The following is a 14,599-nucleotide window of genomic DNA, read 5'->3' as shown; positions in this document are numbered from 1 at the left end:
TGTCTGCAGCAGAGAAACGAGATTATGCAGAACTTTCTTCGTTTCGTCAACCGTTTCAGCATCTTTTTTTGCTGCGGTCAGCGCTGCAAACTTCGCTGCGCCAACCCTTCCGGTCGACCCCGCAACCCTTGCTGCGTCTGCTTTGCAGCGCTGCGTTGTGTGTTGCGAGGGGGCGAATAGTAGGCCGGATTCACGCACCTTGCAACAACTTTGTCACAAGGATCCGCTAGGGGTTCCGGGGATTATGTCGTAAGCCGTTGAGTGGCAAAGGAAATCCCGGAAAAGACGAGTGCGGGAGAAACTTAATACCCCCGCACGGCTCTCAGGTATTCCCTGATCCAGGCCTTAACGATGCTGGAAATTCGGGCTGCGCTTCTCGACGAAAGCGGCCATGCCTTCCTTCTGGTCTTCGCTGGCGAAGGTGGCATGGAACAGCCGGCGCTCGAAGTGCACGCCTTCGGCCAGCGTGGTCTCGTAGGCAGCGTTGACCGACTCCTTGATCATCATGACCACCGGCAGCGAGAACCCGGCGATGGTATCGGCGGCCGCCAGCACTTCGTCCAGCAGCTTGTCGGCCGGCACCACGCGCGACACCAGGCCCGAGCGCTCGGCTTCGGCGGCGTCCATCATGCGCGAGGTCAGGCACAGGTCCATGGCCTTGGCCTTGGACACCGCGCGCGGCAGGCGCTGGGTGCCGCCGGCGCCGGGCATGGTGCCCAGCTTCACCTCGGGCTGGCCGAACTTGGCCGAATCTGCCGCGATGATGATGTCGCACATCATCGCCAGCTCGCAGCCGCCGCCCAGCGCATAGCCGGCCACGCCGGCAATCACCGGCTTGCGGATCTTGCGGATGGTTTCCCAGTTGCGGGTGATGTAATCGCCCTTGTACACATCCATGAAGGAATACTTGGCCATCATGCCGATGTCGGCGCCGGCGGCGAAGGCGCGCTCGCTGCCGGTAATGACGATGGCGCCGATGCCCTCATCCTGGTCGAAGGCGGTCAGCGCGGCACCAAGCTCGTCCATCAGCGCATCATTGAGCGCGTTCAGGGCCTTCGGGCGGTTCAGCGTGACAAGGCCAACACGGCCACGGGTCTCGACCAGGATGTTTTCGTACGGCATGTCTTCTCCTATGTATTTGCAGGCGGATGGCACCGTCGCCACCGGCTGCGGGCTATTCTGCCACCGGTTGCGGCGTGGCGCCGCCTAGAGCATATGCGCCAGGAATTCGCGGGTGCGCGCGTGAGCTGGTGCCCCGAACACTTCCTCAGGCCGCCCTTCCTCAAGAATCCTGCCCTCATCCATAAACACCACATGGTTTGCCACTTCCCGCGCAAACCCCATCTCATGCGTGACGACCAGCATGGTCATATGTTCTTCGGCCAGTTGCCGCATGGTGCGCAGCACCTCCCCGGTCAGCTCCGGGTCCAGCGCCGAGGTCGGCTCGTCGAACAGCATGATGTCGGGCTCCATCGCCAGCGCCCGCGCAATCGCCACCCGCTGCTTCTGGCCGCCGGACAGGCGCGCCGGGTAGCTGTCCCGCTTGGCCAGCAGGCCGACCTTGCGCAGCAGCTCTTCGGCCTTGGGCACCACCGCATCGCGCGCCAGTCCCTTGACGGTCATCGGGGCTTCGATGATGTTCTGCAGCACCGTCATGTGCGGAAACAGATTGAACGACTGGAACACCATGCCCATCTTCCGGCAGATGCGGCGCACTTCCGCGTCTGCCACATATTTGGCTGCGCCGCCGGGGCCCGCTGCCGCCAAGGCCTCGCCTTCGATCTCGATGGTGCCGCGGTCGATCACTTCGAGATGATTCAGGCAGCGCAGCAAGGTACTCTTGCCCGAGCCCGAGGGCCCGATCACCGCGGTGACATCCCCCTTGCGCAAGGTCAGGGAGACACCGCGCAAGACCTCCAGTGACCCGAACGCTTTGAACAGATCCCGCGCCGCGATCATGATGCCGGGCGCATTGTGGGAATTGGCGCCGGTCGGGCTAGTCATCATGTTTGGCATAGCGTTTTTCGAGATTCTGGAAGAACCAGGTCAGAATCAGCGTCATCACCAGATAGAAGAGCGCGGCGACCAGGAAAGGCGTGGTGGTGAAATCACGCTGCACGATGCCGCGCGCGGTGCGAAGAATATCGTTGAGTGCCAGCACGTAGATCAGGGACGTGTCCTTGATCAGCGTAATGGTTTCATTGCTGACCGGCGGCAACACCCGGCTGACCATCTGCGGCAGCACGACCCGCCGCATGGTCTGGAAATAGGTCATGCCCAGCGCCTTGCTGGCCTCATACTGGCCGCGATCGACCGACTTGATCCCGGCGCGGAAGATTTCCGCGAAATAGGCCGCGTAGTTCAGGGCGAAGGCCACCACCGCCGCGGGAAAGTCAGGCAGGCGCACGCCGATGACCGGCACGAACGGCAGCGCGAAATAGATAAACAGCATCTGCAGCATCAGCGGCGTGCCGCGCATCAGCCAGATATAGCCATTGACCAGGCCGCTCAGCCACGGCCATGACGAGATGCGTGCCAGCGCCAGCGCAAGCCCCAGCGGCACCGACAGGGCAAGCGTGATGGCGAATAGTGTGAGCGTGACTTGCGCACCCTGCGCCAATGGCGCCAGAAGAGATAAGACGTAGTCCATGCTCGCGCGAAACAGAAGGAGGTAGGATCCCAGGCGCCGGGCCGGCGCGTGAGTCCGGATGTGGCGCGGCGCCCTGCCGGAACGGCCTAGGGCGCCGCGCAGCGTCTGGATTACTTGGTGATGTCAGTGCCGAACCACTGGGTGGCGATGCGGGCGGCCGTGCCATCCTGCTTCATGGAAGCCAGGGTCTTGTCGAGCTTGCCGAGCAGCTCGGCGTCATCCTTGCGCACGCCGACGCCATATTCTTCCGTGCCGAAGTTTTCCTCCAGCACCTTGTATTCGCCGGCACGCTTGCTGATCAGGTAGCGGCCCACCACTTCATCCACCACAATTGCGTCGAGGCGGCCGGTCGACAGGTCCATCAGCGCCGTCACGTTATCGCCGAAGGTCTTGAGTTCCTTCAGGCTGGCGGCGACCTGGCTTTCCTTCTTGATCGCATCCACCGCGCTGCTGCCGTCCTGCGCGCCGACGATGCGGCCGGCCAGGTCGGCCTTGGCCTTCACCGGCGAGCTGGCGCCGACGATGACGATCTGGTGGTTCGTCATATAGGGCGCGGTGAAGCTGATGTTCTTCTTGCGCTCTTCCGTAATGGTCAGCCCGTTCCACAGCACATCCACGCGCTTGCCGTTGAGTTCCGCCTCCTTGGCGCTCCAGTCGATCGGCTTGAACTCGACCGTCATGCCGAGACGGCGGCTGGCCTCTTTGGCCATGTCGATATCGAAGCCGACCAGCTCGTTGTTGTTATCGCGAAAACCCATGGGCGGGAAGTTGTCGTCCAGGCCGACAATGATCTTGGTGGCCGTGTCGGCGCCGGCAGCAGGGGCCGCTTCTTTCTTGCCGCACGCCGCAAACAGGGCCACGGACGAAATCAGGAGTAATGCAGCGATCTTCTTCATAGGAATTCCAATGCGAATAGGCGAGCATGCCGGGATCCGCACATAGATGTCGGCCGGCAGGTTTCAGATTGTTGTTGGCAGCGCGATTATAGAGCGACGCCCGCGCCCGGCATTGCGGACCCTGCCAGCATTGGACGCGCGCCAACCGGCCGCCAAAAAATAGTGCTAACATTTGCCGACCGACTGGTCGGTTTATTTAAGAGGCGCCGTCGACAACAGCCGCCCGCGCCGACCGCGACAATATATCCGGCAGGAGACAACCCAATGCCCCCGATGTCCACCTCCGCTGGCCAGCCGGTCAGCATCGACGCCGGCCCGGTCTTGCTGCAATGGCAGGGCCCGGTGGCCGTGATCACCCTGAACCGCCCCGACAAGCTCAACAGCTTCACCCGCGCGATGCACCAGGCGCTGCAGCAGGCGCTCGACCATGTCGAGGCCGGCGGCGCGCGCGCCCTGCTGCTGACCGGTGCGGGCCGCGGCTTCTGCGCCGGCCAGGACCTGGCCGACCTGGATTTCACGCCCGGGCACATGACCGACCTGGGCGAGCTGATCGATACCTGGTTCAACCCGCTGATCCGCCGGCTGCAGGCCCTGCCGCTGCCGGTGGTGGCCGCGGTCAACGGTACCGCGGCCGGTGCCGGCGCCAACCTGGCGCTGGCCTGTGACATGGTGCTGGCGGCGCGCTCGGCCAGCTTTATCCAGGCCTTCGTCAAGATCGGGCTGGTGCCGGATTCGGGCGGCACCTGGCTGCTGCCGAAGCGCATCGGCATGGCGCGTGCGCTGGGCCTGGCCATGACCGGCGAGCGGCTGAGCGCCGAAGAGGCCGAGAAATGGGGCCTGGTCTGGGAGACCATGGACGACCCGCTGCTGCCGGAACAGGCGCTGGCGCTGGCCACGCACCTGGCCGGGCAGCCGACCCGCGCGCTGGCCGCGATCAAGCGCGCCATGTATGCCAGCGCCACCGCCACGCTGGACGCCCAGCTGGACCTGGAGCGCGACCTGCAGCGCGAGCTCGGCCAGTCCGCCGATTACGCGGAAGGGGTCAACGCCTTCCTCGAAAAGCGCGCACCGCACTTCACCGGCAAATAAGCCGCGCGGACCTGCCCGCCACTCTATATAGGAGACCAGCTTGAAACAGGACCCCCAGGCCCTCGCCGAAGCGGCCGCCGCCGCCATGTATGAAGCCGACACCTGCAGCCGCTGGCTGGGCATCACGGTCGAGGCCGTGCGGCCCGGCTACGCCCGGCTGACCATGCCGGTGCGCAAGGAATTCCTCAACGGCCACGGCATCTGCCACGGCGGCCTGATGTTCACGCTGGCCGATTCGACCTTCGCTTTTNCCTTCGCTTTTGCCTGCACCAGCCATAACATCAACACCGTGGCGGCGGGCTGCAGCATCGAATTCCTCAAGCCAGTGCACGGCGGCGACGTGCTGACCGCCGAGGCCACCGAGCAGGTCCTGTCCGGCCGGCACGGCATCTACGATATCCGCGTGACCAACGCCGCGGGCCAGGTGGTGGCGATGTTCCGCGGCAAGTCGGCGCAGGTCAAGGGACACGTGGTGCCGCCGCCGGAAGGGACAGACGGCGCCTGAGCAATTCCGGCAAGATACTTAAGACCAACGCCCCCGTGCAGGAGACGACATGAGCACGCGCCTGACCGATCTGCCCCTGGATGCGATCGAGACTGCCAGCCGCGCCGAGCTGCAGGCCTTGCAGCTGGAGCGGCTGAGATGGTCGCTCAACCACGCCTACACCAATTCGCCGGTGTACCGCCGCAAGTTCGACGAAGCCGGGGTCCACCCCGACCAGCTGCATTCGCTGGCCGACCTGGCGCGCTTCCCGTTCACCAGCAAGCAGGACCTGCGCGACAACTACCCGTTCGGCATGTTCGCCGTGCCGCAGGACCGGGTGGCGCGCATCCACGCCTCGTCCGGCACCACCGGCAAGCCCACCGTGGTCGGCTACACGCTCCAGGACATCGACAACTGGGCCACGGTGATGGCGCGCTCGATCCGCGCCTCGGGCGCGCGGCGCGGCGACAAGGTGCACATCAGCTACGGCTACGGCCTCTTCACCGGCGGCCTGGGCGCGCACTACGGCGTGGAGAAGGCCGGCCTGACCGCGATTCCCTTCGGTGGCGGGCAGACCGAGCGCCAGGTGCAGCTGATCCAGGACTTCAAGCCCGAGGTCATCATGGTGACCCCCAGCTATATGCTGGCGATCGCCGACGAGTTCGAGCGCCAGGGCATCGACCCGGCCAGCAGCTCGCTGCGCGTGGGCATCTTCGGCGCGGAGCCGTGGACGCCGGAAATGCGGCTGGCGATCGAGAAGCGCATGGGCATCTCGGCAGTCGATATCTATGGCCTGTCAGAGGTGATGGGCCCGGGCGTGGCCAATGAGTGCGCCGAGACCAAGGACGGCCCGACCATCTGGGAAGACCATTTCTACCCCGAGATCATCGATCCCGACACCGGCGCAGTGCTGCCCGACGGGGAGTTCGGAGAGCTGGTGTTCACCTCGCTGACCAAGGAGGCGATGCCGGTGGTGCGCTACCGCACCCGCGACCTGACCCGGCTGCTGCCGGGCACGGCGCGTGCGGCATTCCGCCGCATGGAGAAGGTCACCGGCCGCACCGACGACATGATGATCGTGCGCGGGGTCAACGTGTTCCCGTCGCAGATCGAGGAACTGATCCTCAAGCACGCCGAGCTGGCGCCGCACTACCAGTGCGTGCTGACCAAGGACGGCCACATGGACACGCTGACGGTGCGCGTGGAATGCGCCCACGGCAGCGAGCCGGCGCTGGCGCAAGGCGCGCGCGAGCGGCTGGCGCAGGAGATCAAGGCCTATATCGGCGTCACCGCCGGCATCGAGGTGCTGCCCGAGGGCGGCGTCGAGCGCTCGGTGGGCAAGGCGCGGCGGATCGTCGACCAGCGCCCGCGCTGAGGGCTGTCCACCATGAAGAAAGGGCGCCGCGATGGCGCCCTTTTTGCGTTGCCGGCTGCTGCGCTCAGCTGCGCGGCATCAGCACCCACATGCGGCCGCCCTGCTTCATGCGGCCCGCGGTCTCGCCGGCGGCATCGCCCGCGCCCCAGAAGAAGTCCGCGCGCACCCCGCCCTTGATGGCGCTGCCGGTGTCCTGCGCGAACATCAGCCGCTGGATCGGCTCGGTCGACAGCGGGCGCGTGGTCGACAGAAACACCGGCACCCCCAGCGGGATGGTGGCCGGATCGACCGCGATCGAGCGCTCCGCGGTCAGCGGCACGCCCAGCGCGCCCACTGGGCCGTCGTTGTTGGCCGGCAGCTCGCGGAAGAAGACAAAGCGCGGGTTGATGTTGAGCATCTCGTCGACGCGGCCCGGGTTGGCGCGCGCCCAGGCCTTGATGCCCTGCATGGTGGCCTGTGCCGGCGTGATCTCGCCGCGGTCCAGCAGCCATTTGCCGAACGAGCGGAACGGCTGGTCGTTGGTGCCGCCGAAGCCCACCCGCATGATGCTGCCGTCGGCCATGCGGATGCGGCCCGAGCCCTGGATCTGCAGGAAGGCGGCCTCGACCGCGTCATCCACCCAGACCAGTTCGCTGCCGCGCATGGCCGGGTTCTGCAGCAACTCGGCGCGGGCCGGCAGCGGGCGGTTGCCGAACTGCGCCGGCTTGCGGTACAGCGGCACCTGGAACTTGCCCTGGCGCGTGCGCGAGCCGTGCAGGATCGGCTCGTAGTAGCCGGTGATCAGGCCGTTGTCAGTGCCGTCGCCGTTGACCACGCGGTACGGCTGGAAGTTGCTTTCGAAATAGGCGCGCATGGCGTTGAGGTCGCCGGCATCGACCATCATGCCGGCGGCACAGGCGCGGCTCCACTCGGCGCGCTTCTTCAACGCCTGGCAGCTCGCTTGCAGCGCGGGCCAGGCGGCGCGCACGTCGTCCTGGGCCCAGCCGCCGATCTCGGCCCAGCTGGCCGCCTGCAGAGTACCCTTCTGCGACGAGGCCGTCGGCGGCGTGGTGCCGGCCGGGCCGGTCTCGATGCGCGGCGGCGGGCCGCTCATGCAGCCGGCCAGCAGCACGGCAGCGCCGGACAGCGCCAGCCAGCCGCGCATGCGCAGCGAGCGCCAGGGAGAAACTGGGGAAATCGGGAAAGAGTCTGCGTATGCCATCTTGCTATTGTTCAAAGTCCGGGCCGGCGCAGCTTGCGGGGCCGATTGCCCCTACAATCCCACCGTCATCCTTCAACCATCGCCTGCGCCCCCGCGGGCCTGCGCTGCATCCGCCATGAGCAAGTTCTTCGAAGCCCATCCCATGCTGCTGTTCGCCCTGGAAGCCGGCGTGGCGCTGTTCCTGCTGATCTTTATCGTGGTCTGGACCATGGGCACGGCGAAAAAGAACCCGCGTCCCACGCGCGCCCCGTCCGAGCATCCGTCGCGCCAGCCGGCGCAGGGCGCCGCTGAAGCGCCGCCGCAGGATCAGGACAGCGCATCGCGCCAATAGGTTCCCGGCAGGGTCAGTGCAGCATGCGCGGCAGCACCAGCGCGAATTCAGGGATCGGCACCTCGAAGCGGTGGCCGTCCTCGGCCACGCAGAAGTATTCGCCCTTCATCGAGCCCACCGGGGTCGAGATGGTGGCCCAGCTGGTGTATTCGAAATGCTCGCCCGGCTTGAGCAGCGGCTGGTGGCCGACCACGCCCAGGCCCGCCACTTCCTGCGTGCCATTGTCGCTGTCGGTGATGACCCAGTGGCGCGAGATCAGCTGCGCCGCCACCTCGCCGGTATTGTGGATGGTGATGGTGTAGGCGAAGGCATGGCGCCCGCGCTCAGGTTCTGACTGGTCCGGCAGGTACTGGGTGCGTACCGAGACGGAGAAAGCGTACTCGCTCATCGTGGGCAGGGCCGGCTTGAGGCGCCAGGCAGGGAAGTGGGTAGCCGCATTGTGCGGGATGGCCGCGGCACGGGCAAGAGCACCGGCAAGATCACCGCGCGCCGGGGCAGCGGTAGAATATAGCCCTTTCAGGTCCGGGCCGGGCCGGACGCCCCGCCTGATCCCCTCTGGCGCCCGCCCCTGGGCGCGCCAGAGACGCAAAAAACAGCATTCCCCAGCACCCCACCTCCTAGCCGCCGACATGAGCACGCCCACCTACCGCATCGCCCCGTCCATCCTGTCCGCCGACTTTGCCCGCCTGGGCGAGGAAGTGCGCCGCGTGACCGAGGCTGGCGCCGACTGGATCCACTTCGATGTGATGGACAACCATTACGTGCCCAACCTGACCGTGGGCCCGCTGGTGTGCGAGGCCATCCGCCCGCACGTGACCGCGCCGATCGACGTGCACCTGATGGTGCGCCCGGTGGACCGGATCATCCCGGACTTTGCCAAGGCGGGCGCCAATATCATCACCTTCCACCCGGAAGCCAGTGAGCACGTGGACCGCTCGCTCGCGCTGATCCGCGACCACGGCTGCCAGGCCGGCCTGGTGTTCAACCCGGCCACGCCGCTGCACCACCTGGACCATGTGATGGACCGCCTGGACGTGATCCTGCTGATGTCGGTCAACCCGGGCTTCGGCGGCCAGTCTTTCATCCCCGAGACGCTCAACAAGCTGCGCGCCGTGCGCCAGCGCATCGACGAATACACCGCCCGCACCGGCCGCACCATCCTGCTGGAAGTCGACGGCGGCGTGAAGGTGGACAACATCGCCGAGATCGCCGCGGCCGGCGCCGACACCTTCGTGGCGGGCTCGGCCGTGTTCGGCAAGCCCGATGCGGACGGCGGCTACCGCGGCATCATCTCGGCCCTGCGCGGCGAACTGGCCAAGGCTGGGCAATGAGCGAGGGCGTGCTCCTGCGCCGCAACGACTGGCGCGGCATCGAAGGCGTGATCGTCGACCTCGACGGCACCATGGTCGACACCGCGGGCGATTTCCACGCCTCGATCAACGCCATGCTGCTGGCGCTGGGCCGCCAGCATCCCAACCTGGGCCCGGCGGCACCGATGTCCGAGGCGGAGATCGTCAGCTATGTCGGCAAGGGCTCGGAAAACCTGATCCGGCGCGTGCTGGACGCGCGCTTCTCGCCGCTGCACGCCAACAGCCTGTTCGCCGACGCCTATGCGCTATACGACCGCGAGTACATCCGCATCAACGGCCAGTTCTCGCAGGTCTACCCCGGCGTGCGCGAAGGCCTGGCGGCGATGAAGGCGGCCGGGCTGCGCCTGGCCTGCGTGACCAACAAGCCCTACAGCTTCACCGAGCCGCTGCTGGCCAAGACCGGGCTAGCCCAGTACTTCGAGCTGGTCTATGGCGGCGACGCCTTCCCGCTGCGCAAGCCCGACCCCTTCCCGCTGCTGAAAGTGGCCGACGCCTTCGGGCTGGAGCCATCGGCCATGGCGGCGCTGGGCGACTCGGAAAACGACGCGCAGGCGGCCCGCGCGGCCGGCATGGGCGTGCTGCTGGTGCCCTATGGCTACAACCATGGCAACCCTGTACAAGCCGTTGACGCCGATGGTATAGTCGACTCCATTGCCCACGCCGCAGCGCTGTTTGCGGCACACTGGGCAGGTCATCGATAGTCCGAATTTCGTCGATCCCGACCAAATCCCAAACATTTCATGTTTCTCAACCGCAAACGCATCTCTTCTGGCAGTGATCGGCAGGCTTGGCCCTGGCGTCGCTGGCGCGCCTCCCAACAGGCGTAAAGTGCGTTCGCGAGTCTGCTGACGAGCCCTCGACCCGAGGGCCTCGCCACACCGGCCTAGCTGCCGGGCATTCCCACCAAAACCCGCCGCAAGCCAGCGTAGCCGCCATATTCGTGTGCTACGTTTAGCTCAAGAACGCGCCGCACGCCCTTCCCCGGCCGTGTGCAGTCTTGTCCGCAAGCCGCTTGCACCACGGCCCGCCAACGGGGCGGGTATCCATTCGCTCCAGCCTGATTGCCGATAAGCGGCGCCGCGCCCCTCCACCGCGCAGCGCGCGCCGCACAAGAGGACCGACATGACCGAACTGGAATTCAAATCGCTGGCCGACCAGGGCTACAACCGCATCCCGCTGATCGCCGAGGCCTTTGCCGACCTGGAAACGCCGCTGTCGCTGTACCTGAAGCTGGCCCAGTCGCAGACGCGCGGCGTCAACACCTTCCTGCTGGAATCGGTGGTGGGCGGCGAGCGCTTCGGGCGCTTTTCGTTTATCGGCCTGCATGCCCGCACGCTGCTGCGCGCCTTCGGCAACCGCACCGAGGTCGTGACCGACGGCAAGGTGGTGGAAACCCACGAAGGCAACCCGCTCAACTTCATCGCCGAGTTCGAACAGCGCTTCAAGGTGGCGCTGCGCCCCGGACTGCCGCGCTTCTGCGGCGGCCTGGCCGGCTACTTCGGCTATGACGCGGTGCGCTATATCGAGAAGAAGCTCGCCGACACGCAGAAGCCCGACGACCTGAACCTGCCGGACATCCAGCTGCTGCTGTGCGAGGAACTGGCCGTCATCGACAACCTGTCGGGCAAGCTCTACCTGATCGTCTACGCCGACCCGACCACGCCCGAGGCCTACCCCCGCGCCCGCCAGCGCCTGCGCGAGCTGCGCATGAAGCTGCGCCAGCCGGTCGACGTGCCGGTCACCAGCCCGTCGGTGCAGACCGAGGTCTACCGCGAATTCGCCAAGCCCGACTACCTGGCCGCGGTGCACAAGGCCAAGGAATACATCATGGCCGGCGACATGATGCAGGTGCAGATCGGCCAGCGCCTGGTCAAGCCCTACCGCGACGCGCCGCTGTCGCTGTACCGCGCGCTGCGTTCGCTGAACCCGTCGCCGTACATGTACTTCTACAACTTCGGCGACTTCCAGGTAGTGGGCGCGTCGCCGGAGATCCTGGTGCGCCAGGAAGAGCGCAAGGTCGGCACCAACGGCGACATGCGCAGCGAGCACATCGTCACCATCCGCCCGCTGGCCGGCACGCGCCCGCGCGGCAATACGCCGGAGAAGGACGCCCAGCTCGCCACCGAGCTGCTGCAGGATCCGAAGGAGATCGCCGAGCACGTGATGCTGATCGACCTGGCGCGCAACGATATCGGCCGGATCGCCGAGACCGGTTCGGTCAAGGTCACCGACAAGATGGTGATCGAGAAGTACTCGCACGTGCAGCACATCGTCAGCTCGGTCGAAGGCACGCTGCGCGAAGGCATCAGCAACCTGGACGTGCTGCGCGCCACCTTCCCGGCCGGCACGCTGTCGGGCGCGCCCAAGGTCCACGCCATGGAGATCATCGACGAGCTGGAACCGCGCAAGCGCGGCATCTATGGCGGTGCGGTGGGCTACCTGTCGTTCGGCGGCGAGATGGACCTGGCGATCGCGATCCGCACCGGCATCGTCAAGGATGGCAACCTCTATGTGCAGGCCGCCGCCGGCATCGTTGCCGATTCGGACCCGGAAGCCGAATGGAGGGAAACCGAAGCCAAGGCGCGCGCCGTAATCCGCGCCGCCGAGCAGGTCCAGGATGGCCTGGACTCCGACATCTGAGAGAACAGGAGACAGACGCCATGCTGCTGATGATCGACAACTACGATTCGTTCACCTATAACCTGGTCCAGTATTTCGGCGAACTGGGCGAAGACGTGCGCACCTACCGCAACGACGAGATCACCATCGAGGAGATCGAGGCGCTCAAGCCCGACCACATCTGCGTCTCGCCCGGGCCGTGCAGCCCGAAGGAAGCCGGCATCTCGGTGGCGGCGCTGCAGCACTTTGCCGGCAAGATCCCGCTGCTGGGCGTGTGCCTGGGCCACCAGGCCATCGGCGAGGCCTTTGGCGGCAAGGTGATCCGCGCCAAGCAGGTCATGCACGGCAAGGTCAGCACCATCGAGACCACGCAGCAAGGCGTGTTCGCCGGGCTGCCCAAGCACTTCGACGTGACGCGCTATCATTCCCTGGCGATCGAGCGCGAAACCCTGCCCGATTGCCTGGAGATCACCGCCTGGACCCCGGACGGCGAGATCATGGGCGTGCGCCACAAGACGCTCGCCGTAGAAGGCGTGCAGTTCCATCCCGAGTCGATCCTGTCCGAGCATGGCCATGCGCTGCTGGCCAACTTCGTCAAGGCGCCGCGATGAGACTGCTCGATTCCGCACCTTCCAGCCCGCACCACGCCATCCAGACTGTCAACGAGAACGCCATGATCACGCCGCAAGAAGCCCTGACGCGCTGCATCGAGCACCGCGAAATCTTCCATGACGAGATGCTGCACCTGATGCGGCAGATCATGCAGGGGCAGATCTCGCCGGTGATGGCCGCCGCGATCCTGACTGGCCTGCGCGTCAAGAAGGAAACCATCGGCGAGATCTCCGCCGCCGCGCAGGTGATGCGCGAGTTCGCCAACAAGGTGCAGGTGGCCGATCGCGAGAACTTCGTCGATATTGTCGGCACCGGCGGCGACGGCTCGCACACCTTCAATATCTCGACCGCGTCGATGTTCGTCGCGGCAGCCGCCGGCGCCAAGATCGCCAAGCATGGCAACCGTGGCGTCAGCTCCAAGTCGGGCAGCGCGGACGTGCTGGAAGCGCTGGGCGTGAACATCATGCTGACGCCCGAGCAGGTCGGCCAGTGCATCGAAGAGACCGGCATCGGCTTCATGTTCGCGCCCACGCACCACCCGGCGATGAAGAACGTCGCCCCGATCCGCAAGGAGATGGGCGTGCGCACCATCTTCAATATCCTGGGCCCGCTTACCAACCCGGCCGACGCGCCCAATATCCTGATGGGCGTGTTCCACCCCGACCTGGTCGGCATCCAGGTGCGCGTGATGCAGCGTCTGGGCGCAAAGCACGCCATCGTCGTGTACGGCAAGGACGGCATGGACGAGGTCTCGCTGGGCGCCGCCACCCTGGTCGGCGAACTGAAGGACGGCGAGGTGCGCGAGTATGAGATCCACCCCGAGGACTTCGGCCTCCAGATGATCTCCAACCGCGGCCTGAAGGTGGCCGATGCGATGGAGTCGAAGGAAATGCTACTTGAAGCGCTGACCAACGTGCCGGGCACCCCGCGCGAGATCGTGTCGCTGAACGCCGGCACCGCGCTGTACGCCGCCAACGTGGCCGACTCCGTCGAAGACGGCATCCGCCGCGCGCGCGAGGCGATTGCCAGCGGCGCTGCGCGCGAGAAGCTCGACCAGTTCGTGCGCGCCACCCAGCAGTTCAAGTAAGAGACGCGAATATGTCCGACATCCTGCAAAAGATCCTGGCCGTGAAGGCCGACGAAGTTGCCGCCGCGCGCAAGAAGCGCGACCTGCCCAGCCTGCGCGCAGAGGCCGAAAGCCTGCGCACTGAGCCAGGCCTGGCCCCGCGCGGCTTTGAGCGCGCGCTGCGCGAGAAGATCGCCGCCGGCCAGGCCGGCGTGATCGCCGAGGTCAAGAAGGCATCGCCGTCCAAGGGCGTGCTGCGCGAGCACTTCGTGCCCGAGGCGATCGCCGAAAGCTACGCCAGCCATGGCGCTGCTTGCCTGTCGGTGCTGACCGACGTGAACTTCTTCCAGGGCCACGCCGACTACCTGAAGCGCGCCCGCGGCGCCTGCCCGTTGCCTGCGCTGCGCAAGGACTTCATGGTCGATCTGTACCAGGTCTATGAAGCGCGCACCTGGGGCGCCGACTGCATCCTGCTGATCGTCGCCGCGCTGGACCCGGGCCTGATGGCCGAACTGGAAGCCTGTGCGCTTGAGCTCGGCATGGATGTGCTGGTGGAAGTGCACGGCGACGACGAGCTCGACGCGGCGCTGCGCCTGAAGACTCCGCTGCTCGGCGTGAACAACCGCAACCTGCGCACCTTCGAGGTGTCGCTGGACAACACGCTGGACCTGCTGCCGCACATGCCGGCAGACAAGCTGGTGGTGACCGAGTCCGGCATCCTCGGCCAGGCCGATGTGCAGCGCATGCGCGATGCCAATGTGCATGCGTTCCTGGTGGGTGAGGCGTTCATGCGGGCGCCGGATCCGGGGGTGGAGCTGGCGCGGTTGTTTGCCTGAGGCAAACGCCTTGCCGACACGCTAAGCACGCTGGCGGTTTGCTCCCCTCTCCCGTTTGCGGGAGAGGGGC

17 protein-coding genes are annotated in these 14,599 nt (G+C 66.3%); 10 read left to right on the top strand and 7 right to left on the bottom strand.

Annotated elements, in window-relative coordinates; all coding sequences use genetic code 11:
• From CF68_RS38325 to CF68_RS14190, 5 genes are all read right to left on the bottom strand, one after another.
• A partial coding sequence (locus tag CF68_RS38325) for a hypothetical protein (protein ID WP_235205769.1) occupies nucleotides 1–198 on the bottom strand: 198 nt, incomplete at its 3' end.
• Between the two features lie 147 nt (nucleotides 199–345).
• The gene (locus CF68_RS14205; protein WP_035819786.1) at nucleotides 346–1,122 is read right to left on the bottom strand and encodes an enoyl-CoA hydratase; all 777 of its coding nucleotides are present in this window, start codon (nucleotides 1,120–1,122) and stop codon (nucleotides 346–348) included.
• 84 nt (nucleotides 1,123–1,206) lie between these two features.
• On the bottom strand, nucleotides 1,207–1,959 hold the full coding sequence (locus CF68_RS14200) for an amino acid ABC transporter ATP-binding protein (protein ID WP_035819796.1): 753 nt from the start codon (nucleotides 1,957–1,959) through the stop codon (nucleotides 1,207–1,209).
• A gap of 37 nt (nucleotides 1,960–1,996) precedes the next feature.
• The gene (locus tag CF68_RS14195; protein ID WP_010809912.1) at nucleotides 1,997–2,650 is read right to left on the bottom strand and encodes an amino acid ABC transporter permease; all 654 of its coding nucleotides are present in this window, start codon (nucleotides 2,648–2,650) and stop codon (nucleotides 1,997–1,999) included.
• Between the two features lie 110 nt (nucleotides 2,651–2,760).
• Complete coding sequence (locus tag CF68_RS14190; RefSeq protein WP_035819783.1) at nucleotides 2,761–3,546, bottom strand: amino acid ABC transporter substrate-binding protein; 786 nt, start codon at nucleotides 3,544–3,546, stop codon at nucleotides 2,761–2,763.
• A gap of 264 nt (nucleotides 3,547–3,810) precedes the next feature.
• Between CF68_RS14190 and paaG the strand changes: the two genes are divergently transcribed.
• The 3 genes from paaG (at nucleotide 3,811) to paaK (ending at nucleotide 6,494) form a co-directional block, all read left to right on the top strand.
• On the top strand, nucleotides 3,811–4,635 hold the full coding sequence (gene paaG / locus CF68_RS14185; RefSeq protein WP_051591531.1) for a 2-(1,2-epoxy-1,2-dihydrophenyl)acetyl-CoA isomerase PaaG: 825 nt from the start codon (nucleotides 3,811–3,813) through the stop codon (nucleotides 4,633–4,635).
• Between the two features lie 40 nt (nucleotides 4,636–4,675).
• Entirely contained in the window at nucleotides 4,676–5,140 is a 465-nt protein-coding gene (gene paaI, locus CF68_RS14180) for a hydroxyphenylacetyl-CoA thioesterase PaaI (protein WP_035819779.1), read from the top strand.
• Between the two features lie 49 nt (nucleotides 5,141–5,189).
• A complete protein-coding gene (paaK, locus tag CF68_RS14175) occupies nucleotides 5,190–6,494 on the top strand; it encodes a phenylacetate--CoA ligase PaaK (RefSeq protein WP_035819777.1) in 1,305 nt (434 codons plus the stop codon).
• 64 nt (nucleotides 6,495–6,558) lie between these two features.
• On the opposite strand, the gene CF68_RS14170 is transcribed toward paaK, so the two are convergent.
• Nucleotides 6,559–7,695 carry a murein transglycosylase A gene (locus CF68_RS14170; protein ID WP_035819775.1) on the bottom strand — a complete coding sequence of 379 codons (1,137 nt, stop codon included), beginning with the start codon at nucleotides 7,693–7,695 and terminating at the stop codon, nucleotides 6,559–6,561.
• 115 nt (nucleotides 7,696–7,810) lie between these two features.
• Here CF68_RS14170 and CF68_RS14165 point away from each other — a divergent pair, with 115 nt between their 5' ends.
• Nucleotides 7,811–8,026, top strand: a complete 216-nt coding sequence (locus tag CF68_RS14165; RefSeq protein ID WP_035819773.1) for a hypothetical protein — start codon at nucleotides 7,811–7,813, stop codon at nucleotides 8,024–8,026.
• A 13-nt stretch (nucleotides 8,027–8,039) separates the two neighbouring features.
• Here the strand turns inward: CF68_RS14165 and apaG are convergent, their stop codons facing one another.
• Nucleotides 8,040–8,414: a Co2+/Mg2+ efflux protein ApaG gene (gene apaG / locus CF68_RS14160; RefSeq protein WP_010809905.1), complete on the bottom strand. Its 375-nt coding sequence runs from the start codon at nucleotides 8,412–8,414 to the stop codon at nucleotides 8,040–8,042.
• Nucleotides 8,415–8,655: 241 nt separating this feature from the next.
• Between apaG and rpe the strand changes: the two genes are divergently transcribed.
• The 6 genes from rpe (at nucleotide 8,656) to trpC (ending at nucleotide 14,529) form a co-directional block, all read left to right on the top strand.
• Nucleotides 8,656–9,357, top strand: coding sequence for a ribulose-phosphate 3-epimerase (rpe, locus tag CF68_RS14155; protein WP_010809904.1), 702 nt, complete (start codon nucleotides 8,656–8,658; stop codon nucleotides 9,355–9,357).
• On the top strand, nucleotides 9,354–10,097 hold the full coding sequence (gene gph / locus CF68_RS14150; protein ID WP_035819771.1) for a phosphoglycolate phosphatase: 744 nt from the start codon (nucleotides 9,354–9,356) through the stop codon (nucleotides 10,095–10,097). Before rpe ends, gph begins: the two co-directional genes overlap by 4 nt.
• Nucleotides 10,098–10,518: 421 nt before the next feature.
• Nucleotides 10,519–12,036, top strand: coding sequence for an anthranilate synthase component I (trpE, locus tag CF68_RS14145; protein ID WP_035819769.1), 1,518 nt, complete (start codon nucleotides 10,519–10,521; stop codon nucleotides 12,034–12,036).
• Between the two features lie 20 nt (nucleotides 12,037–12,056).
• A complete protein-coding gene (locus CF68_RS14140) occupies nucleotides 12,057–12,626 on the top strand; it encodes an aminodeoxychorismate/anthranilate synthase component II (protein WP_035819767.1) in 570 nt (189 codons plus the stop codon).
• A gap of 62 nt (nucleotides 12,627–12,688) precedes the next feature.
• Nucleotides 12,689–13,714, top strand: coding sequence for an anthranilate phosphoribosyltransferase (trpD, locus tag CF68_RS14135; protein WP_152548496.1), 1,026 nt, complete (start codon nucleotides 12,689–12,691; stop codon nucleotides 13,712–13,714).
• 11 nt (nucleotides 13,715–13,725) lie between these two features.
• A complete protein-coding gene (gene trpC / locus CF68_RS14130; RefSeq protein ID WP_035819763.1) occupies nucleotides 13,726–14,529 on the top strand; it encodes an indole-3-glycerol phosphate synthase TrpC in 804 nt (267 codons plus the stop codon).
• Nucleotides 14,530–14,599: the final 70 nt, after the last annotated feature.

Source organism: Cupriavidus sp. SK-4 (assembly GCF_000611125.1).
Lineage (GTDB): Bacteria > Pseudomonadota > Gammaproteobacteria > Burkholderiales > Burkholderiaceae > Cupriavidus > Cupriavidus necator.
Note: the sequence above shows the minus strand (reverse complement) of the source record. Positions and strands in the feature narration are given on the sequence as shown.

What these genes read in the sequence shown, in the direction of transcription:
- CF68_RS14205 (WP_035819786.1), bottom strand. Translation starts at nt 1,122, where the DNA reads ATGCCGTACGAAAACATCCTGGTCGAGACCCGTGGCCGTGTTGGCCTT.
- CF68_RS14200 (WP_035819796.1), bottom strand. Translation starts at nt 1,959, where the DNA reads ATGATCGCGGCGCGGGATCTGTTCAAAGCGTTCGGGTCACTGGAGGTC.
- CF68_RS14195 (WP_010809912.1), bottom strand. Translation starts at nt 2,650, where the DNA reads ATGGACTACGTCTTATCTCTTCTGGCGCCATTGGCGCAGGGTGCGCAA.
- CF68_RS14190 (WP_035819783.1), bottom strand. Translation starts at nt 3,546, where the DNA reads ATGAAGAAGATCGCTGCATTACTCCTGATTTCGTCCGTGGCCCTGTTT.
- paaG (WP_051591531.1), top strand. Translation starts at nt 3,811, where the DNA reads ATGCCCCCGATGTCCACCTCCGCTGGCCAGCCGGTCAGCATCGACGCC.
- paaK (WP_035819777.1), top strand. Translation starts at nt 5,190, where the DNA reads ATGAGCACGCGCCTGACCGATCTGCCCCTGGATGCGATCGAGACTGCC.
- CF68_RS14170 (WP_035819775.1), bottom strand. Translation starts at nt 7,695, where the DNA reads ATGGCATACGCAGACTCTTTCCCGATTTCCCCAGTTTCTCCCTGGCGC.
- CF68_RS14165 (WP_035819773.1), top strand. Translation starts at nt 7,811, where the DNA reads ATGAGCAAGTTCTTCGAAGCCCATCCCATGCTGCTGTTCGCCCTGGAA.
- apaG (WP_010809905.1), bottom strand. Translation starts at nt 8,414, where the DNA reads ATGAGCGAGTACGCTTTCTCCGTCTCGGTACGCACCCAGTACCTGCCG.
- rpe (WP_010809904.1), top strand. Translation starts at nt 8,656, where the DNA reads ATGAGCACGCCCACCTACCGCATCGCCCCGTCCATCCTGTCCGCCGAC.
- gph (WP_035819771.1), top strand. Translation starts at nt 9,354, where the DNA reads ATGAGCGAGGGCGTGCTCCTGCGCCGCAACGACTGGCGCGGCATCGAA.
- trpE (WP_035819769.1), top strand. Translation starts at nt 10,519, where the DNA reads ATGACCGAACTGGAATTCAAATCGCTGGCCGACCAGGGCTACAACCGC.
- CF68_RS14140 (WP_035819767.1), top strand. Translation starts at nt 12,057, where the DNA reads ATGCTGCTGATGATCGACAACTACGATTCGTTCACCTATAACCTGGTC.
- trpD (WP_152548496.1), top strand. Translation starts at nt 12,689, where the DNA reads ATGATCACGCCGCAAGAAGCCCTGACGCGCTGCATCGAGCACCGCGAA.
- trpC (WP_035819763.1), top strand. Translation starts at nt 13,726, where the DNA reads ATGTCCGACATCCTGCAAAAGATCCTGGCCGTGAAGGCCGACGAAGTT.